This window comes from Sphaerospermopsis reniformis (genome assembly GCF_005402885.1).
Classification (GTDB): domain Bacteria; phylum Cyanobacteriota; class Cyanobacteriia; order Cyanobacteriales; family Nostocaceae; genus Sphaerospermopsis; species Sphaerospermopsis kisseleviana.
On sequence record NZ_BJCE01000089.1, the window covers coordinates 1 to 20109 of the forward strand.

Consider the following 20109-nt stretch of genomic DNA (forward strand, 5'->3'; position numbering starts at 1 on the left):
GACTGGTGACTGGGGACTGGTGACTGGGGACTGGGGACTGGTGACTGGTGACTGGTGACTGGGTAATCAATTTTATGTTTTTTAATCAGCAATTCCCAATTACCAATTCCCAATTACCAATTCCCAATTCCCAATTACCAATTCCCAATTACCAATTACCAATTACCAATTCCCAATTACCAATTACCAATTCCCAATTACCAATTACCAATTCCCTAAGATAAAAAACTCTGTACCTCACTAGCTTGGTAAATACTATAACTAATGAATAATGACTAATTCCAAACCACCGATATGGCGTGATTATCGTTTTTTGCAAATTGCAACACAAGTTATAGCTGTCATTTTAGCAATAGCTATAGTTACTATATTATGGATAAATGTCAACCGCAACTTACAGCAATTAAGAATTAACTTTGGTTTTGATTTTCTCCAGCAACAAGCGTCTTTTGATATTGGCGAAACTCCTATTAACTATAATCCCACTGATACCTATTTGCGTGCTTTATGGGTTGGGTTAATTAATTCCTTGCGTGTAGCAATTTTGGGAATTATCCTCACAACAATTGTGGGAATAACTGCGGGAATTGCGCGTTTATCTGATAATTGGTTAGTGAGAAATATCAGTTTAGTTTATGTGGAGATTTTTAGAAACACACCCTTATTATTACAGTTGTTATTTTGGTACTTTGCAGTTTTTCTGAGTTTACCAAATTTAGAAAATAAAATTTCTGTTTTTGGTTTCATTAAACTTAGTCAAAATGGTTTAGAAGTTCTGGGTTTTAACTTAACTCCAGAATTTTCGACATTGTTATTAGGGTTAACTTTTTACACAGGTGCGTTTATTGCCGAAATTGTCAGAGGTGGGATAAAATCAGTAGCTAAGGGACAATGGGAAGCGGGTTTATCTTTGGGTTTAAAATCAACTTTGTTAATGCGTTTGATTATTTTTCCCCAAGCTTTGCGGGTAATTATTCCCCCACTTACCAGTCAATATTTGAATTTAACTAAAAATTCTAGTTTGGCGATCGCTATTGGTTATCCAGATATTTATTTTGTTGCTTCTACCACTTTTAACCAAACGGGAAAAGCTGTAGAAGTGATGATATTAATTATGCTTACCTATCTCACTCTTAGTTTAATTATTTCCTTGATGATGAATTTAATCAATCATAAATTTCAGATCAAAGAAAGATAGTTATCAATTGATAATTGACAATTGACAATTGACAATTGATAATTGTTATCTCGTTCCCAGTCTGAGACGGGGAATGCTATCACATAGTCTCTGACTATGGTTTAATAGAAGCCAGATTCTTCTATAATTAATTCCCATACAGAGTATGGGAACGAGAACAACAATAAATAAACAATAACCCATGAATAAATTAACTTGGTTAAGGAAAAATCTCTTTAATAACTGGTATAATACAGTATTAAGTATTCTGTGTTTAATCTTTCTCTTTTGGATAATTAAAGGAATAGTAGTTTGGGTATTTACTCAAGCACAATGGCAAGTTATTCAAGCCAATTTACATTTATTTTTAGTGGGGAGATTTCCTAAAACCTTATATTGGCGTTTGTGGATAGTTTTAGGAATCATCACAACTTTAAGTGTGATAACCTGGAGTTTATTTACCAAAAAACAAAATGTCATCAAAAACCGATTTTCTCAATTTATCACACCTTGGCTTGCACCAGCATGGTTATTATCTTTTGCAATTAATATCTGGTTAATTGGAGGAGGTTTTGGTTTAAAATCTGTTTCCACAAATCTGTGGAATGGGTTGATGTTAACATTATTAATGGCAATTGTTAGTATTGTTCTTTCCTTTCCCATTGGAGTATTATTAGCATTAGGAAGAACCAGTAATTTATTGATAATTCGCTGGTTTTCTATTCTTTATATTGAAATAGTTAGAGGACTACCATTAATAGGAATTTTGTTTATTGCCCAAGTTATGTTACCTTTATTTTTACCAAATGATTTACGTTTAGATCGCTTAATTAGAGGAATTGCGGGACTGGTTTTATTTAGTGCTGCTTATATGGCTGAAAATGTACGCGGTGGTTTACAATCAATTCCCAGGGGACAATTTGAAGCAGGAAAGGCACTAGGATTAAATTCAGTTTTAGTGTTAATATTAATTATATTGCCCCAAGCTTTACGTGCTGTAATTCCGGCAATTGTGGGACAGTTTATAGGTTTATTTAAAGATACTTCATTGTTATCTTTGGTGGGATTGGTAGAATTAACAGGAATTGCTCGTTCTATTTTAGCACAACCGCGATTTTTAGGGAGATATGCAGAAGTTTATATATTTATTGGGGCAATTTATTGGGTATTTTGTTATTCAATGTCTTTAGCTTCTCGCAGGTTAGAAAAGCAAGGTGACAGGTGACAGGTGACAGGTGACAGGTGACAGTATTAAAAGCTTTTAATTGTATAAGTTATCGTTTTACTAAATGTTCTAATTACCTTGTCTACAGCTATAGACAATTATTCAATTGAGGTTGAAATATATGAAAGCACAAGAAACAATAAAAGCACCAATTATTATCGCTGAGGATGTTCATAAGTGGTATGGTAAATTTCACGTTCTTAAAGGAGTGAGTTTAACAGTCAACCGGGGTGAAGTTGTTGTTTTAATGGGTCCTTCCGGTTCAGGAAAATCAACTTTTATCAGAACATTTAATGCTTTGGAAGAATATCAACAGGGAAAAATAACTATTGATGGAATTACTTTAAGTAGTGATTTAAAAAATATTGAAGCTGTCCGCAGAGAAGCGGGGATGGTGTTTCAACAGTTTAATTTATTTCCCCATTTAACAGTTTTACAAAATATCACTTTAGCACCGATTTGGGTACGTAAATTACCAAAACAAAAAGCGGAAGAATTAGCAATGCAACTGTTAGAAAGGGTGGGAATTTTAGCCCAAGCAAATAAATATCCAGGACAGTTATCAGGGGGACAACAACAACGGGTAGCTATTGCGCGTGCGTTAGCTATGCAACCAAAAATTATGTTGTTTGATGAACCGACTTCTGCGTTAGATCCGGAAATGGTGAGAGAAGTTTTAGATGTGATGCGAAACCTTGCTAGTGAGGGAATGACGATGGTGGTTGTAACTCATGAAGTTGGTTTTGCGCGGGAAGTTGCTGATAGAGTGGTGTTTTTGGATGGTGGTTTTTTGGTTGAAGAAGCAACTCCTGATGTGTTTTTTACTGAACCCAAGGAAGAGAGAACAAGGAAGTTTTTATCACAAATTCTTTAGGTAGGAGATCAAGGAGTCAGAGGATGTCTGAGAAGTATCAGGTTTGATCCAGTTTAGCAATTGACAATTGATAATTGATAATTGTTTCATTGTCAATTTTTAATTGTTACAGAAGTTTTTATGTCTTTAGACCACAGTCAGGGCGAAGCATTCGGATGATAGTCTTCGGTAAAAACCGATAATTAATTGTCCGAATGCTGATGCTTCCAGCACGCTTCGCGAACGCCCCTACATTTTTGACGCGAAACCTAAATCAAAATGTGGTTTATTTACCTGAAAATAGCTGTAATTGTCCATTATTGAAGGCTTACGCCACGCTCCGCTATCAGCAACCCCTACTTATTAAAACTTATTAAAAAATGAAATTTACCTGTAAATGCCAGTTTTCACCTTGACGAATTATCTCTATTTGCTGGATAAATTCTCTTAAATAAAATCGTCTTTCTACTTCTGATAAATCTAACCAAAATTGGGGAATAGAAACAACTTCAGCAACAGCACGCAAGTTGACAGGAGGGAGAATAGCTAATTTGGCTTGCATTTGAGAAATTTCTGTGCGAAGTTTATAAGCTCTGATTTTAGCTGTTTCTGGATCTAAAACTCCAGTTTCTATCAAGGTGGGTAACTGTTCAAGGATTTGTTGTTGATGTGCAATTTTATGATTTAAACTATTTTTAATAGTATCTAATTGGGGAAAATTCATTCCTGCAACTGCTAAAGGTAAATCTTGACAAACAATTTCAATTGTCTTTTCCAAAACATCTTGATAAGGAATAGCACGACATTTAGGATTTTGGGGACAATTTGTATTGCGTAAATATAAATACTCATGTTCTTGAAAACGCTGGGTAACACGAGTGACTATCATTCTAGACTGACATTGACTACAAACAACTAACCCCGCTAAAGAATGGGGCGCACTAGCGGTACGAGATGGTAAACGACTATTGCGGCGTAAAAGTCTGTCAACTTGCGCTGCTTCTTCCCTAGAAATGATACCTATGTGAGTGTCAGAAATAATTTCTCCATTTTGATAAGCGGTATCACCACGATAAACGGGGTTTGTTAACCAACGTCTGCCGGTAGTGACAGAGATTTTTTTAGCGTATTTTTTGGCTAGATAACGAACAGCACCGCGTAGAGAAGCATAAAGTAGAAAGTTGTCAAAAAAATCTTTGACTATAGGTGATGTACTGCGATCAATAATATATTTGTCTTTGCTTCTACGGTAGCCATAGGGAACTTTACCTGGAGGTGGTAAGGCTTCGAGACGATTTTTAGCGTGTCCTTGAAGGATGCGGCGACTACGTTGTTGACGCTGAATTTCTTGGAGTAAGTTGAGGAGTTCGACACGGAATTTAGCAGATTCAGATGTATATTGTTGTTCAGTAGCAATGACTATTACGCCCATAGCTTCTAATTGGTTGAGGCGATCGCTCACTTGTGCTAATGTATCTCCCAATTCTTCTAAACGTCGAATCAACAGATAATTTGCAGGTTCGGTTTCACAGTCACTTATTAATTGTTGTAGTTGCGATCGCTCTCCCAGGTCTTGATAAATGTGATCTACTTCCCAACCCCAACTAGCTTCATCGGGAGTAGTTTCCAACAGTGGATCACTATAGCTATAAGCAATAATTTTCATTAGTTTTCATTTATATCAGTTATTAGTTATCAACAGTCAGGAGTCAGGAGAAAGATAAATATTTCCTGTTTCCCCAGTCACCAGTCACCAAATAAGATTCATCTATGATTGCAGATTTAATCTTATAGAGAATATCAAAATTATTTATATCATGCCCTTTGAGGGTAATAAACTAAACCAATACCTACGGATTGCATAGCCTAAACCTAATCATAATCATCAGTCTCAAGATATATATTAGAAACTTTTAGCAAAATTTATCTCTATTTATAAATTTTTACTTATATGTCTAATCTAATATTCATTTAAGATTTAGCTCTCCAAGTAGTTGCATTCCTTAAAAAAACCTGTAAAATAATTTTCAATGGTTGAGAAATTTTTTGTAACTCATCCAACAAATCACAGTAATCCGCCTTTGTTTTCATAGCTAAGTTAGGCATTTTCTGTCGGAAAATGAGAACTTAGCACGACTGAATATATTGTATGCAAGTGCAAGAAATAAATTTTTCTTGTGGTAATTTTCATGGCTAAAAAATAGATTTGCAAAACCAGGAGATGTATTTTATGTCTGACTTTTTGAATCAAATTTCTCGCCGTAAATTTATCGTTACTGCCGGAGCTTCCGCAGGTGCAGTATTCCTGAAAGGTTGTCTAGGCAACCCTCCCGAAGCAGGTAACACAGGCGGTACGAATACAACTAATACTGCTCAACCAGTAGCGAATATTAGTGCAGAACAACAACCAGAAACTACAAAAGTTAAATTAGGATATATTCCCATCGTTGAATCTGCTCCATTAATTATTGCCAAAGAAAAAGGCTTCTTTGCTAAATATGGCATGACTGATGTAGCGGTTTCTAAACAAGCTTCTTGGGGTTCGGCCAGAGATAATATAGAAATTGGTTCTGCTGGTGGTGGGATTGATGGTGGACAATGGCAAATGCCCATGCCACATTTAATTACCGAAGGTAAAATTACTAAAGGTAATAAACCTATTCCCATGTATGTTTTATGTCAATTAATCACACATGGTAATGGTATTGCCATTGCTAACAAACACGCAGGTAAAGGTGTAACTTTGCAACTTGCAGGAGCTAAATCTTTATTTGCTCAATTAAAATCATCCCCCACACCATTTACCGCAGCGCAAACATTTCCTGGAGTTAACCAAGATTTTTGGATTCGTTATTGGTTAGCTGCTGGTGGTATTAACCCAGATACAGATATTAAATTGTTGACTGTTCCCGCAGCGCAAACCGTAGCCAACATGAAAACAGGAACAATGGATGCTTTCAGTACCGGAGATCCTTGGCCTTATAGAATTGTGAAAGACAAAATTGGCTTTATGGCTGCATTGACAGCAGAAATTTGGAAAGATCACCCCGAAGAATATTTTGCCATGCGTGCAGACTGGGTTGATCAACATCCTAAAGCAACAAAAGCCTTATTAAAAGGCATCATGGAAGCACAACAATGGTTAGATAATTTTGATAACCGCAAAGAAGCGGCGGAAATATTAGCTGGCAGAAATTATTTCAACTTACCTGTTGAGATTTTGATGGAACCATTCATGGGTACTTATGACATGGGAGATGGCCGTAAGATTAATGATAAAACAATGGCTGCTTTGTACTGGAAAGACGGTAAAGGTAGTGTTTCTTATCCCTACAAGAGTCATGATTTATGGTTTATCACTGAAAGCGTGAGATGGGGCTTTTTACCAAAAGATTACATTGCTAATAAAGGGGCAAAAGCTAAAGCTTTAATTGATAAAGTTAACCGGGAAGATATTTGGAAAGAAGCAGCAAAAGAAGCTGGTTTTACTGCGGATATTCCTGCTACTACCTCTCGCGGTGTCGAAACATTTTTTGATGGGGTGAAATTCGATCCTGAAGATCCAGAAGCATACATCAAGAGTTTGACAATTAAGAAAGTTAGTGCTTAGTTATTTATCATTAATCATCAGCCAATTTTAGGAGAGAACATCCCATGACAATAGCCCAAAAACGTCCTGCAAGTTCCAAGCTGGATAACAATTTTATATCCAATTTACAAAAGCAATTTCCTGAACTGATACCACCAGCGATCGCCCTTGCTGTATTTCTCGCAGCTTGGCAATTATTCGCCTGGACTCCCGGTGCAACTTTACCCGGACCTATTCAAGTTATTCAAGATACTTGGATTTTAATAATTTACCCTTTTTATGACAAAGGTGGCATTGATAAAGGGCTATTCTGGCAAATTTTAGCTAGTTTGCAACGGGTAGCTATCAGTTACACTTTAGCTGCTATTGTGGGTATTGCTCTAGGGGTGTTAATTGGTATTAACAAAACAATGTCTAAGGCTTTAGATCCCCTGTTCCAACTATTAAGAACAGTACCGCCTTTAGCTTGGGTTCCTATTTCTTTGGCAGCTTTAAGACAAAACGAACCAGCCGCATTATTCGTAATTTTCATCACTTCAATTTGGCCAATTTTGATTAACACAGCAGTGGGTGTAAAAGAAATTCCCAGTGATTACAATAACGTTGCTAAAGTTCTCCAACTTTCCCAAAAAGAATACTTTATTAACATCTTAATTCCTGCGGCTTTACCTTACATCTTTACAGGTTTAAGAATCGCGATTGGTTTAGCTTGGTTAGCGATTATTGCGGCAGAAATTGTGATGTCCGGTATCGTTGGTATTGGCTTCTTTATTTGGGACGCTTATCAAAATAATAACGTCAGTGAAGTTATTTTGGCTCTGGTTTATATCGGTGTTGTGGGTTTATTACTTGATAAATTCATGGCTTGGTTACAAAACCGTATTTTACCAGAACAAAAGTAGGGGCAACCCCCCTGTGGTTGCTCTTCAGCAATCACAAATTACCCATCACCAATTACCCATTACCAATTACCAAAAATATGTCAGTATTTGTTGCTGTAGATCAAATTGATAAAGTCTTTGAATTAACTGGTGGCGGCCAATATATCGCCCTCAAAGGCATTAATTTAGAAATTAAAAAGGGTGAATTTATATCTTTAATTGGTCACTCTGGTTGTGGAAAATCAACCCTTTTAAATATGATTGCTGGTTTAGATTTGCCCACAGAAGGTTTAGTAACTCTGGAAGGACAAAGAATTAAAAAACCAGGTCCAGATCGGATGGTAGTTTTTCAAAACTATTCTCTCTTACCTTGGCGCACAGTCAGAGAAAATATTGCTTTGGCAGTAGATTCAGTATTAAATGGAATGCCAGCAGCAGAACGTAAAGAAATTGTTGAAAGACATATAAATATGGTCGGTTTACGTCCCCATGCTGATAAACAACCAGCAATGTTATCAGGAGGACAAAAACAACGGGTAGCGATCGCCCGCGCTCTGGCAATTCGTCCTAAACTATTACTATTAGATGAACCTTTTGGAGCATTAGACGCACTGACTCGCGGTAATTTGCAAGAACAATTAATGCAAATTTGTGAAGAAAATCAAGTTACCGCAGTGATGGTGACACACGATGTAGATGAAGCCGTTTTGTTATCTGATAGAATTGTCATGTTAACCAACGGACCAGAATCAAAAATAGGGGATATTTTAGAAGTAGATATTCCCAGACCCAGGAAACGAATGGAAGTAGTAGAACATCCCAGTTACTACACCTTACGTAGTGAAATGATCTACTTCCTCAACCAACAAAAACGTATTAAAAAACTACGTGCCAGAAAAACCCCAGCCATCCCCCGTCATGGTTTAGAAAAAGTAAATTTAGAAATTGGTTTTCTCCCTATTACAGCTTGCGCTCCCCTAGCAGTAGCTAAAGAAAAAGGTTTCTTTACTAAACATGGTTTAGATGAAGTTTCCTTAGTTAGAGAAAGTAACTGGCGGGGTGTTGTTGATGGTATTACTGGCGGATATTTAGATGCTGCCCAAATGCCTTCAGGAATGCCGATGTGGTTATCATTAGGAGGTAATAAAAACCAACCTTTACCGATTGTCACATCCTTAACTATGACTCGCAACGGTAACGCCATTACCCTAGCGAAAAAGTTTTATGAACAGGGTGTACATAGTCTTTCTGACTTCCACAACTACCTTCTCAAAACCCGTGAACAAATGCACAGAATGGGGGTTGTACATCCGGCATCAATGCACAATTTACTTTTGCGTTATTGGTTAGCAGCAGGAGGAATTGATCCTGATATTGATGTCGCCATGAAAAATATTCCCCCTGCCCAAATGGTGGTAGATTTGAAAGGTGGAAGTATTGATGGTTATTGTGTAGGAGAACCTTGGAATTATCGCGCCGCAGTAGAGGGTTCAGGTTTTACAATTGCCACAGATTTAGAAGTTTGGTTAGGACATCCTGCTAAAGTTTTAGGAGTTAGAGAAGACTGGGCTAGTGCTTATCCTAATACTCATATTGCCTTAACCAAAGCATTGTTAGAAGCCTGTAAATATTGTGCTGATCCTCAAAATGCTCAGGAAGTGAGATCCATCTTAGCAAATCGGGAATATGTGAATACTGACATTGATTTTATTCAACTTGAAGATCCCAATGCTAATAGTTGCGATTTAGATCATCCCATGCGGGAATATGCCCATCATCAATTTTATGGTACATCTGCCATTAATCGTCCTAGCAGAACTGAGCAAACTTGGATTATGACACAGTTAGCAAGATGGGGTGAAACTCCTTTCCCCCGTAACTGGGTAGAAATTGTGGAAAGAGTTTGTCGTGTGGGTGTGTTTAGTACAGCAGCGAGGGAATTAGGTTTAGATATCAGTTACACCCGTCAACCTATTCAATTATTTGATGGTAAACCTTTCAACGCTGATGATCCTTTTGCTTATCTCAGTAGTTTAGAAATTAAACGTGATTTTTCTGTGGCGGAAGTGGTACTTGATACTCCCAGAAAGGTAGCAGCTTAAAACGGCTTAAAAAAAGCAGAAGGTAATAGTTTTCTCGTTCCCATACAGAGTCTGGGAATGAGATTATTACCCATTACCCATTACCCATTACCAATTACCCATTACCAAAACTATGCAAAACCGTACTCTCGCTTTTAATAACTCCCCTAAAACCCAAATGCAAACATCTACTAAAACCCGCAACCGTCAAGCATTTCTACAAATTCAAGATGTCACTAAAACCTACCCCACGAAAAAAGGACCCTTTACAGTTCTGGATGGAGTCAATTTAGAAGTTGATCAAGGTGAGTTTATTTGTGTGATCGGCCACTCTGGTTGTGGTAAGTCCACTTTATTAAATATGGTGTCTGGTTTTAATACTCCTACCACTGGCCGGGTGTTATTGGAAGGACAACCAATTGTTAAACCAGGTCCAGATCGGATGGTAGTATTCCAAAACTATGCGCTTTTACCTTGGCGGACAGCGTTTGAAAATATTTACTTGGCTGTAAATGCTGTTTACCCCACTAAACCAGAAGCCGAAAAACGATCTATTGTTCGGGAACATTTAGCTATGGTTGGTCTGTCTGATGCTATGGAGAAGAAACCCATGCAAATGTCTGGGGGGATGAGACAGCGTGTTTCTATTGCTCGCGCTTTAGCTATTCGTCCGAAAGTATTAATTTTAGATGAACCTTTTGGCGCTTTAGATGCGATCACCAAAGAAGAGTTACAGGAGGAGTTGTTAAAAATTTGGAATGAAAACCGTTGTACCGTGTTGATGATTACCCATGATATTGATGAGGCGCTGTTTTTGGCGGATAAGTTAGTGATGATGACTAATGGACCTCATGCCAAAATTGGGGAAGTGATGGAAATTCCTTTTTCCCGGCCACGCGATCGCGCTCTAATTATGGAAGATCCCAAGTATTATCAACTCCGTAACTATGCGTTAGACTTCCTGTTTAACCGTTTCGCTCATGATGATGTAGGTTAATACTAAACCAGGCGAATTAAATTTCGCCTATATATTTTCTCAGTAAACCTTTTTTTACCTATTCCCTGTTCCCTGTTCCCTCATAAATAAATAATGGTTTTCATAGAATAAAACTTATACATTGACTAATACAGCCAATTTTGGGCTTTCATATAAGCTTCTGCTTATATGAGGTATATAATATTTTTCTTATAATTCATGTCTTTGGGTTTTTTTTTTTTGACCTAAAGGCTGTATGCTATTTGTAATCAAACAGTTGATCCCCGGTTTCAACTGCAAAAACCAAACTGGGTAGATAGTTCTGCATGATTGTGTTTCAAGGTAACTAGGATTTCTCCTGAAGTAGAACCTTAATTCACAATTCATGTAAATTGTCAAACATAATTACAAATCAGCAAGATATTTTACACTTGCTGTTTTTTGTACTTAGAAAACAGTTAAGCACTACTTGAGGAGCATTGACAAATGTATTTTGAGAAAAAAGTTTTAATAAAACTTAAATGTTGAAATTACATATTTATATCAACATTAGTATATCCTCTACCGCAACATAAAAATGAAAAGGCTGTTAATAAACACTCTTTACTTTTTATTTTGACAGCTTAACTTCTGGAAATTACATCAACAGAAATTAGCCAACATTAATATTTTCAACTAATAGTAAACTGGGTGACAAAATTTCTAATTGTTACCAAGGGTTGTTATTACCAAATAATCATAGTTGCATTATTAGCGATCAAGTTTTTGGCAGTTGAAAATAGTTGTTTTGGTGTGGCTAAGTGCTTGTAATTTCAGTCTGCGGTAAAAACCTGTGCTGTAGGTGTGAAGAGCCTCATTTTTACTTTTTTTAGCTCTTTAAATCTCATTTAGTTCATTTTTAGTTCATTGATTCAATGCTCCTCGTCAGAGGAGAAGGAGGTACTCGTGGATTTTGTGTCCTTATTTATTACGGACTTTATTGCTCAGTTGCAGTCTCCAACACTGGCCTTTTTGATTGGGGGGATGATCATTGCTGCTCTTGGTAGTGAATTGGTAATTCCAGAGTCAATTTGTACGATCATCGTCTTCATGCTGCTGACCAAAATCGGTTTGACTGGTGGAATTGCGATCCGTAATTCTAATCTGACGGAGATGGTGTTACCCATGATCTTTGCTGTAGTAACAGGGATTACGATTGTATTCATCTCGCGCTATACGTTAGCCAAACTGCCAAAGGTCAAAGTAGTTGACGCGATCGCCACCGGGGGGTTATTTGGTGCGGTGAGTGGTTCTACAATGGCTGCTGGTCTGACGGTACTGGAAGAACAAAAAATTCCCTTTGAAGCATGGGCTGGCGCACTATATCCCTTCATGGATATTCCCGCCCTTGTAACTGCCATTGTGGTAGCTAATATTTACCTCAACAAGAGGAAACTTAAAGAATCAGGCGACTCTGCTATGCAGGAGTCTTTCAGCAAGCAGGCTGTGGCGGCAGGCGATTATCCCACTACCAGACAGGAGTATCTCAGTCAGCAGCAAGATCCCGGTGATAATAAAGTGAAGATATGGCCAATCATCGAGGAAAGTCTCCGTGGTCCTGCTTTATCCGCCATGTTGTTAGGTCTAGCTCTGGGACTGTTCACCCAGCCGGAAAGTGTCTACAAAAGCTTCTACGATCCCGCCTTTCGTGGTTTGCTCTCGATCTTGATGTTGGTTATGGGTATGGAAGCTTGGTCAAGGGTTGGTGAACTGCGTAAGGTAGCTCAATGGTACGTTGTGTATAGTGTGATAGCACCATTTATACATGGGTTAATTGCCTTCGGTTTAGGTATGATTGCCCACCAAGTCGCGGGATTCAGCATGGGTGGTGTGGTAATGCTGGCCGTCATCGCTTCCTCCAGTTCCGACATCTCCGGTCCTCCTACATTGCGAGCCGGTATCCCTTCAGCTAATCCCTCCGCTTATATAGGTGCATCCACAGCCATTGGTACACCAGTTGCAATCGGCTTGTGTATACCCTTCTTTGTCGGGCTTGCCCAGGCGATCGGCGGCTAATCCCAGAGGGGTCGTGGTCTGTTGGCGCTCCTTGAACCGGCAGACTAAGCAACTCAGTATTGGGTTTGCATAACAAGAATATATAATATCAAGTTACGTAGGTAAGGAGGTAATCAATATGTCCAAGCGTGCCAACAAGCTCGTCATCGTCACCGAAAAGATTCTGCTCAAAAAGGTCGCCAAGATCATTGAAGAATGCGGAGCGACTGGTTACACAGTGGTGGATACTGGCGGTAAAGGTAGTCGTAACGTGCGCTCTACCGGTAAACCCAACACTGCTGACACTGATTCAAATGTGAAGTTCGAGGTACTCACCGAAACACGGGAGATGGCGGAGAATATAGCAGATAAGGTCGCAATTACATTTTTCATGGATTATGCGGGCATTATCTATATCTGTGAAGCAGAGGTACTGTACGGAAGACATTTCTGTGGACCAGACGGCTGTTGAGCGGAAACGACGCAGACTTTAAAAGCCGGGGCATGACCCCGGTTTTTTGATGGTCGTTACTCAAAACGTTAGTCATTTGAGATCCCACATTCCGCACCCCAACTGTCACTCAGAATTTTTGTAGGTTGGGTTGAACACAGTGAAACCCAACAAACGCTATGATCAATTAATAGGGGTTGCTGAATAAACTCAAAACATTGATCAATCAAAGGGTTGAGGTTGAGAAACAGGAAAGTAGGTGGAAAGATTTTCCAGGGTTAGTAGCTAGTTACTGTTTTCTTAACTAACACTAACAAATACCGATGGCGAAATCACTACTTAACGTAAGTTGCTAGTTACAGATATTCAGGTTTATTTCTCGATTAGATCCCCCCTCACCTCACAAGGGTAGGTATTTTACATTGTCGTCAGGGCAAGACTTGGTGGACAAGGTGGACAAGGTGACAAGGGAGGAAAACAGTACAAAGTCTGTATTTTTAGTCACAAAAATAGTCCGTCAAAAAACCATTGTCCGTATAAAATCTTTCTTGTCCATCCCTTCGACTACGCTCAGGACAAGCCTTCCTTGTCTTCCTGGTCTTGCCTTCACAGATCATATTAAAAACCTACCCCTGCGAGATCCCCCCTCACCCCTGTGTAGTCTTCTGAATGTGGTATTTACTAGAAAATCCTATGAAAATACATCTAAGATTTTCTCAAGAGATAAAGTCTTTACTGCAACGTTTATCAGACCAGTCACTAACTCTAGGTGATGTTCTGACAGAAACCTCAGAACGGGGTTTTAGCTTGGTGATTGCATTATTAGTTTTACCGTTTTTGTTTCCCATGCCTCCAGGGTTAACTGGTCCTTTTGGGGTCGCTTGTTTGCTGTTGTCTCTACAAATGCTTTTGGGTAGGCGATCGCCTTGGCTACCTAGAAAAATCGCTACTTATCAATTTCCTCGCCCCTTTGCTCAAGTTATCCTGCAAAACTTATGTCGAGTCACTTCATTATTAGAAAAAATTACTCGTCCCCGCTTGACAAAAATTGCTTCTCATGATTTGACTTGGCGATTTAATGGCTTTTGTATTTCCTGGTTGACTGTTCTATTAATGTCACCTGTTCCCTTTACCAATCCTATCCCTACCATCGGTATTTTACTTTTTGCTGTTGCCAGTATTGAATCGGATGGCTTGCTAATATGTATTTGTTATGTGATGACAGCTTTGATTACGTTGTTATTTGCACTGATTGGTTATGCAGTCTGGTCAGCTGCTGGTTTGCTTTAAAATTGCGGTTTTCTGGAAATGATAAAGTTTTATTAAAAAATACCCTTTCTTTAGAGAATACGCTATAATAAAATACCCAGCCTAAAAAGCTGAGGGAAAAGTGATTCATAGAAATTCACACTCAATTAAAGTTCTATTGGTCAAAGAACTTTTTTACTCACAAAAATACAAAACTAAGCAATTCAAAGCAATTCAAAATTGCTCAAATAAAACCCCCAGCTAATGGCTGAGGGTAATGATCTAAATTAAGGTGCATCTACTGTTTTTCTTATCCGTAGGGATTTTGACTAGATCCGGAAAGTTTCGGTTATGCAAATATTTTTTTTGTATATAATCGAAAAATGTTTTAGTGAAACCCCCAGTTCCACCTGAGGGTAATTGATCAATTAAGGTTTATGTATTTCCGCCGGGGTGTCTGCTAAATCAGGAAGAATTTAACAAGAGCGATCGCTTTTTTGCCCATCTTCTGTGAAGATGGGTAAAAGGTGATATTCCCTAACTTCCTGTTTTCTGCTGTTTGCCTCCAGCGTGCTGAAAAATTCCATGTCTAGGACTAAACAAAAAAGCTAAGATAAATAAACCCGAAACAACCAACACAATCGCAGGTCCAGAAGGTAAATTATAAAAATAGCTCAGATACATTCCGCTAATACTAGAAATTACACCAATTACCGCCCCTAAAATCATTACTTCATGTAATCGTTTTACTAATAAATATGCAGTTGCCCCTGGGGTAATTAATAGTGATAATACTAAAATCACTCCTACAGCTTTCATGCTGGCGACAATTGTTAAAGAAATTAACAACATTAAACCAAAGTTTAAACGATTAATTGGTAAACCTGCGGCTTGTGCGCCTAATGGATCAAAGGTGTAAAATAACAGTTCTTTGTATAGTAAAAAAACGATGATTAAAACGATAGCAGCAATGATAGCTGTGTCTCGCACTTCGTCAACTGTTACGCCGAGAATGTTACCAAATAAAAAATGATTAAGGTCGATTTTATTGCTTTTTTGAATGATTGTAATTAGGGTAATACCAAGGGCAAAAAAAGCTGAAAATACTATCCCCATTGCTGCATCTTCTTTGATGGGGGAACGGGTTTTAATAAATGCTATGGCTATGGTACTTAATATCCCGGCAATAAACGCCCCAATAAAAATATTAGCACCTATCATAAAGGCGATCGCCAGTCCTGGTAGTACGGAATGGCTGATCGCATCACCTAGTAATGCTAGTCTTTGTACCATTAAGTAACTACCAACTATCGCACATAATAAGCCTACTAATATGGCGATGATTAATGAACGTTGCATGAAGCTATATTGTAATGGTTCAATGAGTGTGTTTAACATAAATGAGAATGAACCACGAAGGCACGAAGTACACGAAGGAAGAAGAGAAGGAAGAGAAGGAAGAGAAGGAAGAGGAAGAGATAGATAAAATAATTACAGTATCTTGCAGGTAAATGAAGTACAAAATTTAATCCAAAAATCAACTATCAAGCAGGTTTTACTCTTGACTCCTGACTCCTGACTCCTGACTCCTGACTCCTGACTCCTGAATTATAATTTATTATGCTGCATCACTGAAGTAGATGACTTTTCCACCATAAGCACGATGTAGGTTTTCTTCTGTGAGAACTTGTTGGCGTGAACCTGTGGCGATTAGTTCACAATTGAGTAAAATTAAATCATCAAAATGGGTGATTGATTCGCCTAAGTCGTGGTTTACTACTAATACAATTTTATTGGCTGCTGTTAGTTCGTGAAAAACTTCAAAAATTATTGTTTGGGTTTTTTGATCTATTCCTACAAAGGGTTCGTCAAAACAAAAAATTTCTGCTTGTTGGGTTAATGCACGGGCTAAAAATACTCTCTGTTGTTGTCCTCCTGATAGTTCTCCAATAGGGCGATCGCTGTATTCTTTCATTCCTACCCGTTCTAAGGCTGCTTTTGCTACTTGGCGACTAACAGCCGAGAAACTACGCAACCAACCTGTTTTTTTTACACGCCCCATCATCACTACATCCCACACTGTAGCAGGATAATTCCAGTCTATTTGGCTTCTTTGTGGTACGTAGGCAACTTTTTCTAGTTGCTGCATTAAAGGTTTATTTTCATACAAGACGTTACCGCTACTCTTGGGAACTAATCCCAACATGGCTTTCATTAGTGTGCTTTTACCAGCACCATTAGGTCCAAAAATTCCTGTTAATTTTCCTGGTTTGATGATGCAGTTCACATCCCGTAAAGCTTCTTGTGTGCGGTAATATACTCCTAAATGGGATATGTTAATGGTTGCTTGAGAACTCATATCAATAGATTTTCTCGTTTGTACAGGTATTTCCTGTGACTGTCTCCGTAATAAATTGAATGTTTGGTAAAAAGAAATATTTTGCATATCCGTGTTTAAAATATCTATTCTTTGAGCTTACTATAAAAATGAGAAAAAAATGAAAAAACCAATAATTTGAATTAATCAATTAGATAAATGAAACTAATGTCAGGGATAGACTGCCGCACTGTGTTTAAGAAAACAAAGATTGCTTTCCATATTTCCCCGTTTTGTTTGGGAATATTTCTACCTTTGGTTTTATTTGGTTGTACTCCTTCTGAGTCGCAACCACCGGGGGATGGTAAGCCGCAAGTTGTAGCAACTAGCACTATCATTGCTGATTTGGCGGAGGAGGTTGGAGGAGAGGAAATAAATTTAACTGGTATTCTCCAACCAGGTGCAGATCCCCACGTTTATGAACCTGTACCCGCAGATAGTCGAGTTTTGGCAACAGCGGATTTAATTTTATATAACGGTTACAACTTAGAACCGGGAATTATTAAGTTAATGAATGCTGCTGGAGGAAAAGCGAAAAAGTTAGCGGTGGGAGAAGTTGTTGAACCTTTAAAACTAGAAGAAAGTCAAGGGCAAATTGTCCCCGATCCTCACGTTTGGGGCAGTGCAGAAAATGCTATCTCTATGGTAAATGCTATTAGAGATTCATTGATTGAGTTATCACCAGAAGACAAAGAAAAATTTACTCAAAATGCAAAAAAATTGACAAATGAATTACAACAATTAAATAATTGGATTCAACAACAAATTCAAACTATTCCCCCAGAAAAACGCAAATTGATTACTACCCACGATGCTTTTCAATATTATGCTAATGCTTATGGTTTGGAAATTGCCGGAACTTTAATTGGGATTAGCACTGAAGAACAACCAAGCGCCCAGACTGTGAAACAATTAGTTGATGAGATTAAAAAAATAGGTGTGCCGGCAATTTTTGCGGAAACTACAATTAATCCCGCTTTAATCAAAACGGTAGCGGAAGATGCTGGTGTGAAACTTGCACCAAATCAACTTTACTCTGATTCTATTGGTGAAAAAGGAAGCGAGGCAGAGACTTACATAAAAATGATGGAAGCCAATACCCGCACCATTGTTGAAGCTTTGGGTGACAGTTGATAATTGATAGTTGATAATTGATAGTTGATATATATTGTAGGGGCGAAGCATTTGGGCGATAATTTGACGGAAAAATCAGACATCTAGATATCCCAAATGCTTCGACCTGCCCCCATAAATAGGTTCCATAATTTCTTTTCTGGAGAAGTCTATTGAATTTTCGGAGATGTCTAATGTGTAAGTTTATTTTTTTGCAATCTTACATTTTCTCCCAGGCTTGATCTGATTGAACCGCAAAGAACGCAAAGGACACAAAGTTAAGAGGGTTTAAGAGAGTTTTTAGTATTGCTGCGTTTATGTTGTCAAAATTGGGATGCTACCACTGTCAATTGTCAATTGTCAATTGTCAATTATCAATTGTTAAGGCAGCAGTCACAAGGCTCAAATTTTCGATATAAATAGATATGTAATCTATTTTTTTGCTGTCACCTTGTCTCAACTGCAAGAAACTCATTTAAACCGCGCCCGTGCTAGTCTTAGACAAGCGATATCTTGGTATGGATATCTCCGCAAGTCAGGCCAGCTATCATCTAAAGCAGAATTAGCAGGTTTGGTAAAACCAGAAATAGAGGTTTTAACCACCACACTTAGCAAACTAGACTCTAATGTGGTGAGAATAGCGGCCTTTGGTTTGGTGAGTCGTGGTAAGTCTGCGGTGTTAAATTCTTTGCTGGGGGAAAAAATTCTGCAAACTGGACCGCTGAATGGTGTGACTCAATGGCCGCGATCGCTACGTTGGAAACCAGGTGGTAAGGTAATTGTCGAATTAATTGATACACCTGGTTTAGATGAGATTGAGGGAGAAACCAGGGCGCAAATGGCGCGAGATGTGGCACAGCAAGCTGATTTGATTTTGTTTGTGGTGTCGGGAGATATTACTAGAACTGAGTATCAAGCATTGCTGCAATTACGTCAAGCACAAAAACCGCTGATTTTAGTATTTAATAAAATTGATTTGTATCCTGATACAGATAGAAAAAGCATTTATCAGAATTTACAAGTTTTAGGTGCTGGAGATCCCCAAGCGACACCATTATTACCTGATGAAATTGTCATGGTTGCAGCAGAACCTGCACCGATGGAAGTCAGAGTAGAATATCCTGATGGAAGTGTGAGTTATGAATGGGAAACACCACCTCCCCAGGTAGATGAACTGAAACAAACAATTTTGCATATATTAAATAGAGAAGGGCGATCGCTTTTAGCTTTAAACGCACTCATTCAAGCGCGGGAAGCTGAAGAAATTATTGCCCAAAAAACTGTTGATTTTCGGCAACAAGAAGCGGAAGATATTATTTGGAAGTTCGCAACATATAAAGCTTTAGCTATCGGGTTAAATCCTATCGCTTTTTTAGATATTATTGGTGGTGTAATTACAGATTTAGCTTTAATTCGTTCCTTAGCTAGATTATATTCTTTACCCATGACTAGCTATGAAGCAACAAATTTATTAAAAACCATTTTATTGAGTTCCGGTGGTTTATTATTAGGAGAAATAGGCAGTAGTTTTATATTAGGTTTAGGTAAAAGTTCTGCTGTTATTGCTAGTGGTGATAATCCTCTGAATATTACTACATTTGCTGGTAGTGCGATCGCTCAAGGCGGTATTGCTGGTTATGGTGCTTATGCTGTGGGTAAAGCTGCACAGGTCTATTTAGAAAAAGGCTGTACGTGGGGACAATTGGGCGCTAATACCGTCATTCAGGAGATTTTGACCCAAGTTGATAAAAATACAATTTTGTATCGTTTAAAGGAAGAATTAATAATTGATAATTGATAATTGATAATTGATAATTGTTGCTTCTTTAGTACCTAGAACACCGATTCATTAATCGTCAGGGCGTATAGCATTCGGACAGAATATGAACTGGTTTCAGTGATAGGTTATCACCCGAATGCTGATGCTTCCAGCACGCTTCGCGAACGCCCCTACAAGGTAAAAACAAAAATTTTTAATTAGGGGTTGCTGAGAAAGTCTTTCCGTGAGGGCATAGGAGTCAGGAGTCAGGAGTCAGGAGTCAGGAGTCAGGAGGAGATTTGAAAATTTCTTTGCCATCTCTTGAAATCCCAAAAAATGCACACT

General features: G+C 38.3%; 15 protein-coding genes. 12 read left to right on the forward strand and 3 right to left on the reverse strand.

Annotated features, from left to right (window positions below):
• The first annotated feature begins 271 nt into the window (after positions 1-271).
• The 3 genes from FFR48_RS13940 (at position 272) to FFR48_RS13950 (ending at position 3276) form a co-directional block, all read left to right on the forward strand.
• Positions 272-1198, forward strand: a complete 927-nt coding sequence (locus FFR48_RS13940) for an amino acid ABC transporter permease (protein ID WP_137667767.1) — start codon at positions 272-274, stop codon at positions 1196-1198.
• 181 nt (positions 1199-1379) lie between these two features.
• Entirely contained in the window at positions 1380-2402 is a 1023-nt protein-coding gene (locus FFR48_RS13945) for an amino acid ABC transporter permease (RefSeq protein ID WP_137667768.1), read from the forward strand.
• Between the two features lie 121 nt (positions 2403-2523).
• Positions 2524-3276 (forward strand): amino acid ABC transporter ATP-binding protein, encoded by a 753-nt coding sequence (locus FFR48_RS13950; protein ID WP_096569496.1) that lies wholly within the window; start codon positions 2524-2526, stop codon positions 3274-3276.
• Between the two features lie 352 nt (positions 3277-3628).
• On the opposite strand, the gene FFR48_RS13955 is transcribed toward FFR48_RS13950, so the two are convergent.
• Positions 3629-4921, reverse strand: coding sequence for a recombinase family protein (locus tag FFR48_RS13955; RefSeq protein ID WP_096569499.1), 1293 nt, complete (start codon positions 4919-4921; stop codon positions 3629-3631).
• Between the two features lie 564 nt (positions 4922-5485).
• On the opposite strand from FFR48_RS13955, the gene FFR48_RS13960 reads away from it, so the two are divergent.
• The 7 genes from FFR48_RS13960 (at position 5486) to FFR48_RS13990 (ending at position 14557) form a co-directional block, all read left to right on the forward strand.
• Positions 5486-6865 (forward strand): CmpA/NrtA family ABC transporter substrate-binding protein, encoded by a 1380-nt coding sequence (locus FFR48_RS13960; RefSeq protein ID WP_137667769.1) that lies wholly within the window; start codon positions 5486-5488, stop codon positions 6863-6865.
• A 44-nt stretch (positions 6866-6909) separates the two neighbouring features.
• Positions 6910-7746: a nitrate ABC transporter permease gene (ntrB, locus tag FFR48_RS13965; RefSeq protein WP_096569503.1), complete on the forward strand. Its 837-nt coding sequence runs from the start codon at positions 6910-6912 to the stop codon at positions 7744-7746.
• Positions 7747-7823: 77 nt separating this feature from the next.
• Complete coding sequence (locus tag FFR48_RS13970; protein ID WP_137667774.1) at positions 7824-9827, forward strand: ABC transporter ATP-binding/substrate-binding protein; 2004 nt, start codon at positions 7824-7826, stop codon at positions 9825-9827.
• A 112-nt stretch (positions 9828-9939) separates the two neighbouring features.
• The gene (locus tag FFR48_RS13975; protein ID WP_371851448.1) at positions 9940-10803 is read left to right on the forward strand and encodes a nitrate ABC transporter ATP-binding protein; all 864 of its coding nucleotides are present in this window, start codon (positions 9940-9942) and stop codon (positions 10801-10803) included.
• Between the two features lie 924 nt (positions 10804-11727).
• The gene (locus FFR48_RS13980) at positions 11728-12837 is read left to right on the forward strand and encodes a sodium-dependent bicarbonate transport family permease (protein WP_137667770.1); all 1110 of its coding nucleotides are present in this window, start codon (positions 11728-11730) and stop codon (positions 12835-12837) included.
• A gap of 118 nt (positions 12838-12955) precedes the next feature.
• Positions 12956-13288, forward strand: coding sequence for a P-II family nitrogen regulator (locus FFR48_RS13985; protein ID WP_096569512.1), 333 nt, complete (start codon positions 12956-12958; stop codon positions 13286-13288).
• Positions 13289-13960: 672 nt separating this feature from the next.
• The gene (locus FFR48_RS13990; RefSeq protein ID WP_137667771.1) at positions 13961-14557 is read left to right on the forward strand and encodes an exopolysaccharide biosynthesis protein; all 597 of its coding nucleotides are present in this window, start codon (positions 13961-13963) and stop codon (positions 14555-14557) included.
• 495 nt (positions 14558-15052) lie between these two features.
• Here the strand turns inward: FFR48_RS13990 and FFR48_RS13995 are convergent, their stop codons facing one another.
• The gene (locus FFR48_RS13995; protein ID WP_096569515.1) at positions 15053-15913 is read right to left on the reverse strand and encodes a metal ABC transporter permease; all 861 of its coding nucleotides are present in this window, start codon (positions 15911-15913) and stop codon (positions 15053-15055) included.
• A 220-nt stretch (positions 15914-16133) separates the two neighbouring features.
• Positions 16134-16961, reverse strand: coding sequence for a metal ABC transporter ATP-binding protein (locus FFR48_RS14000; RefSeq protein ID WP_096569518.1), 828 nt, complete (start codon positions 16959-16961; stop codon positions 16134-16136).
• Between the two features lie 90 nt (positions 16962-17051).
• Between FFR48_RS14000 and FFR48_RS14005 the strand changes: the two genes are divergently transcribed.
• Complete coding sequence (locus FFR48_RS14005; RefSeq protein WP_137667772.1) at positions 17052-18026, forward strand: metal ABC transporter substrate-binding protein; 975 nt, start codon at positions 17052-17054, stop codon at positions 18024-18026.
• A gap of 430 nt (positions 18027-18456) precedes the next feature.
• Entirely contained in the window at positions 18457-19803 is a 1347-nt protein-coding gene (locus FFR48_RS14010) for a GTP-binding protein (protein WP_137667773.1), read from the forward strand.
• Positions 19804-20109: the final 306 nt, after the last annotated feature.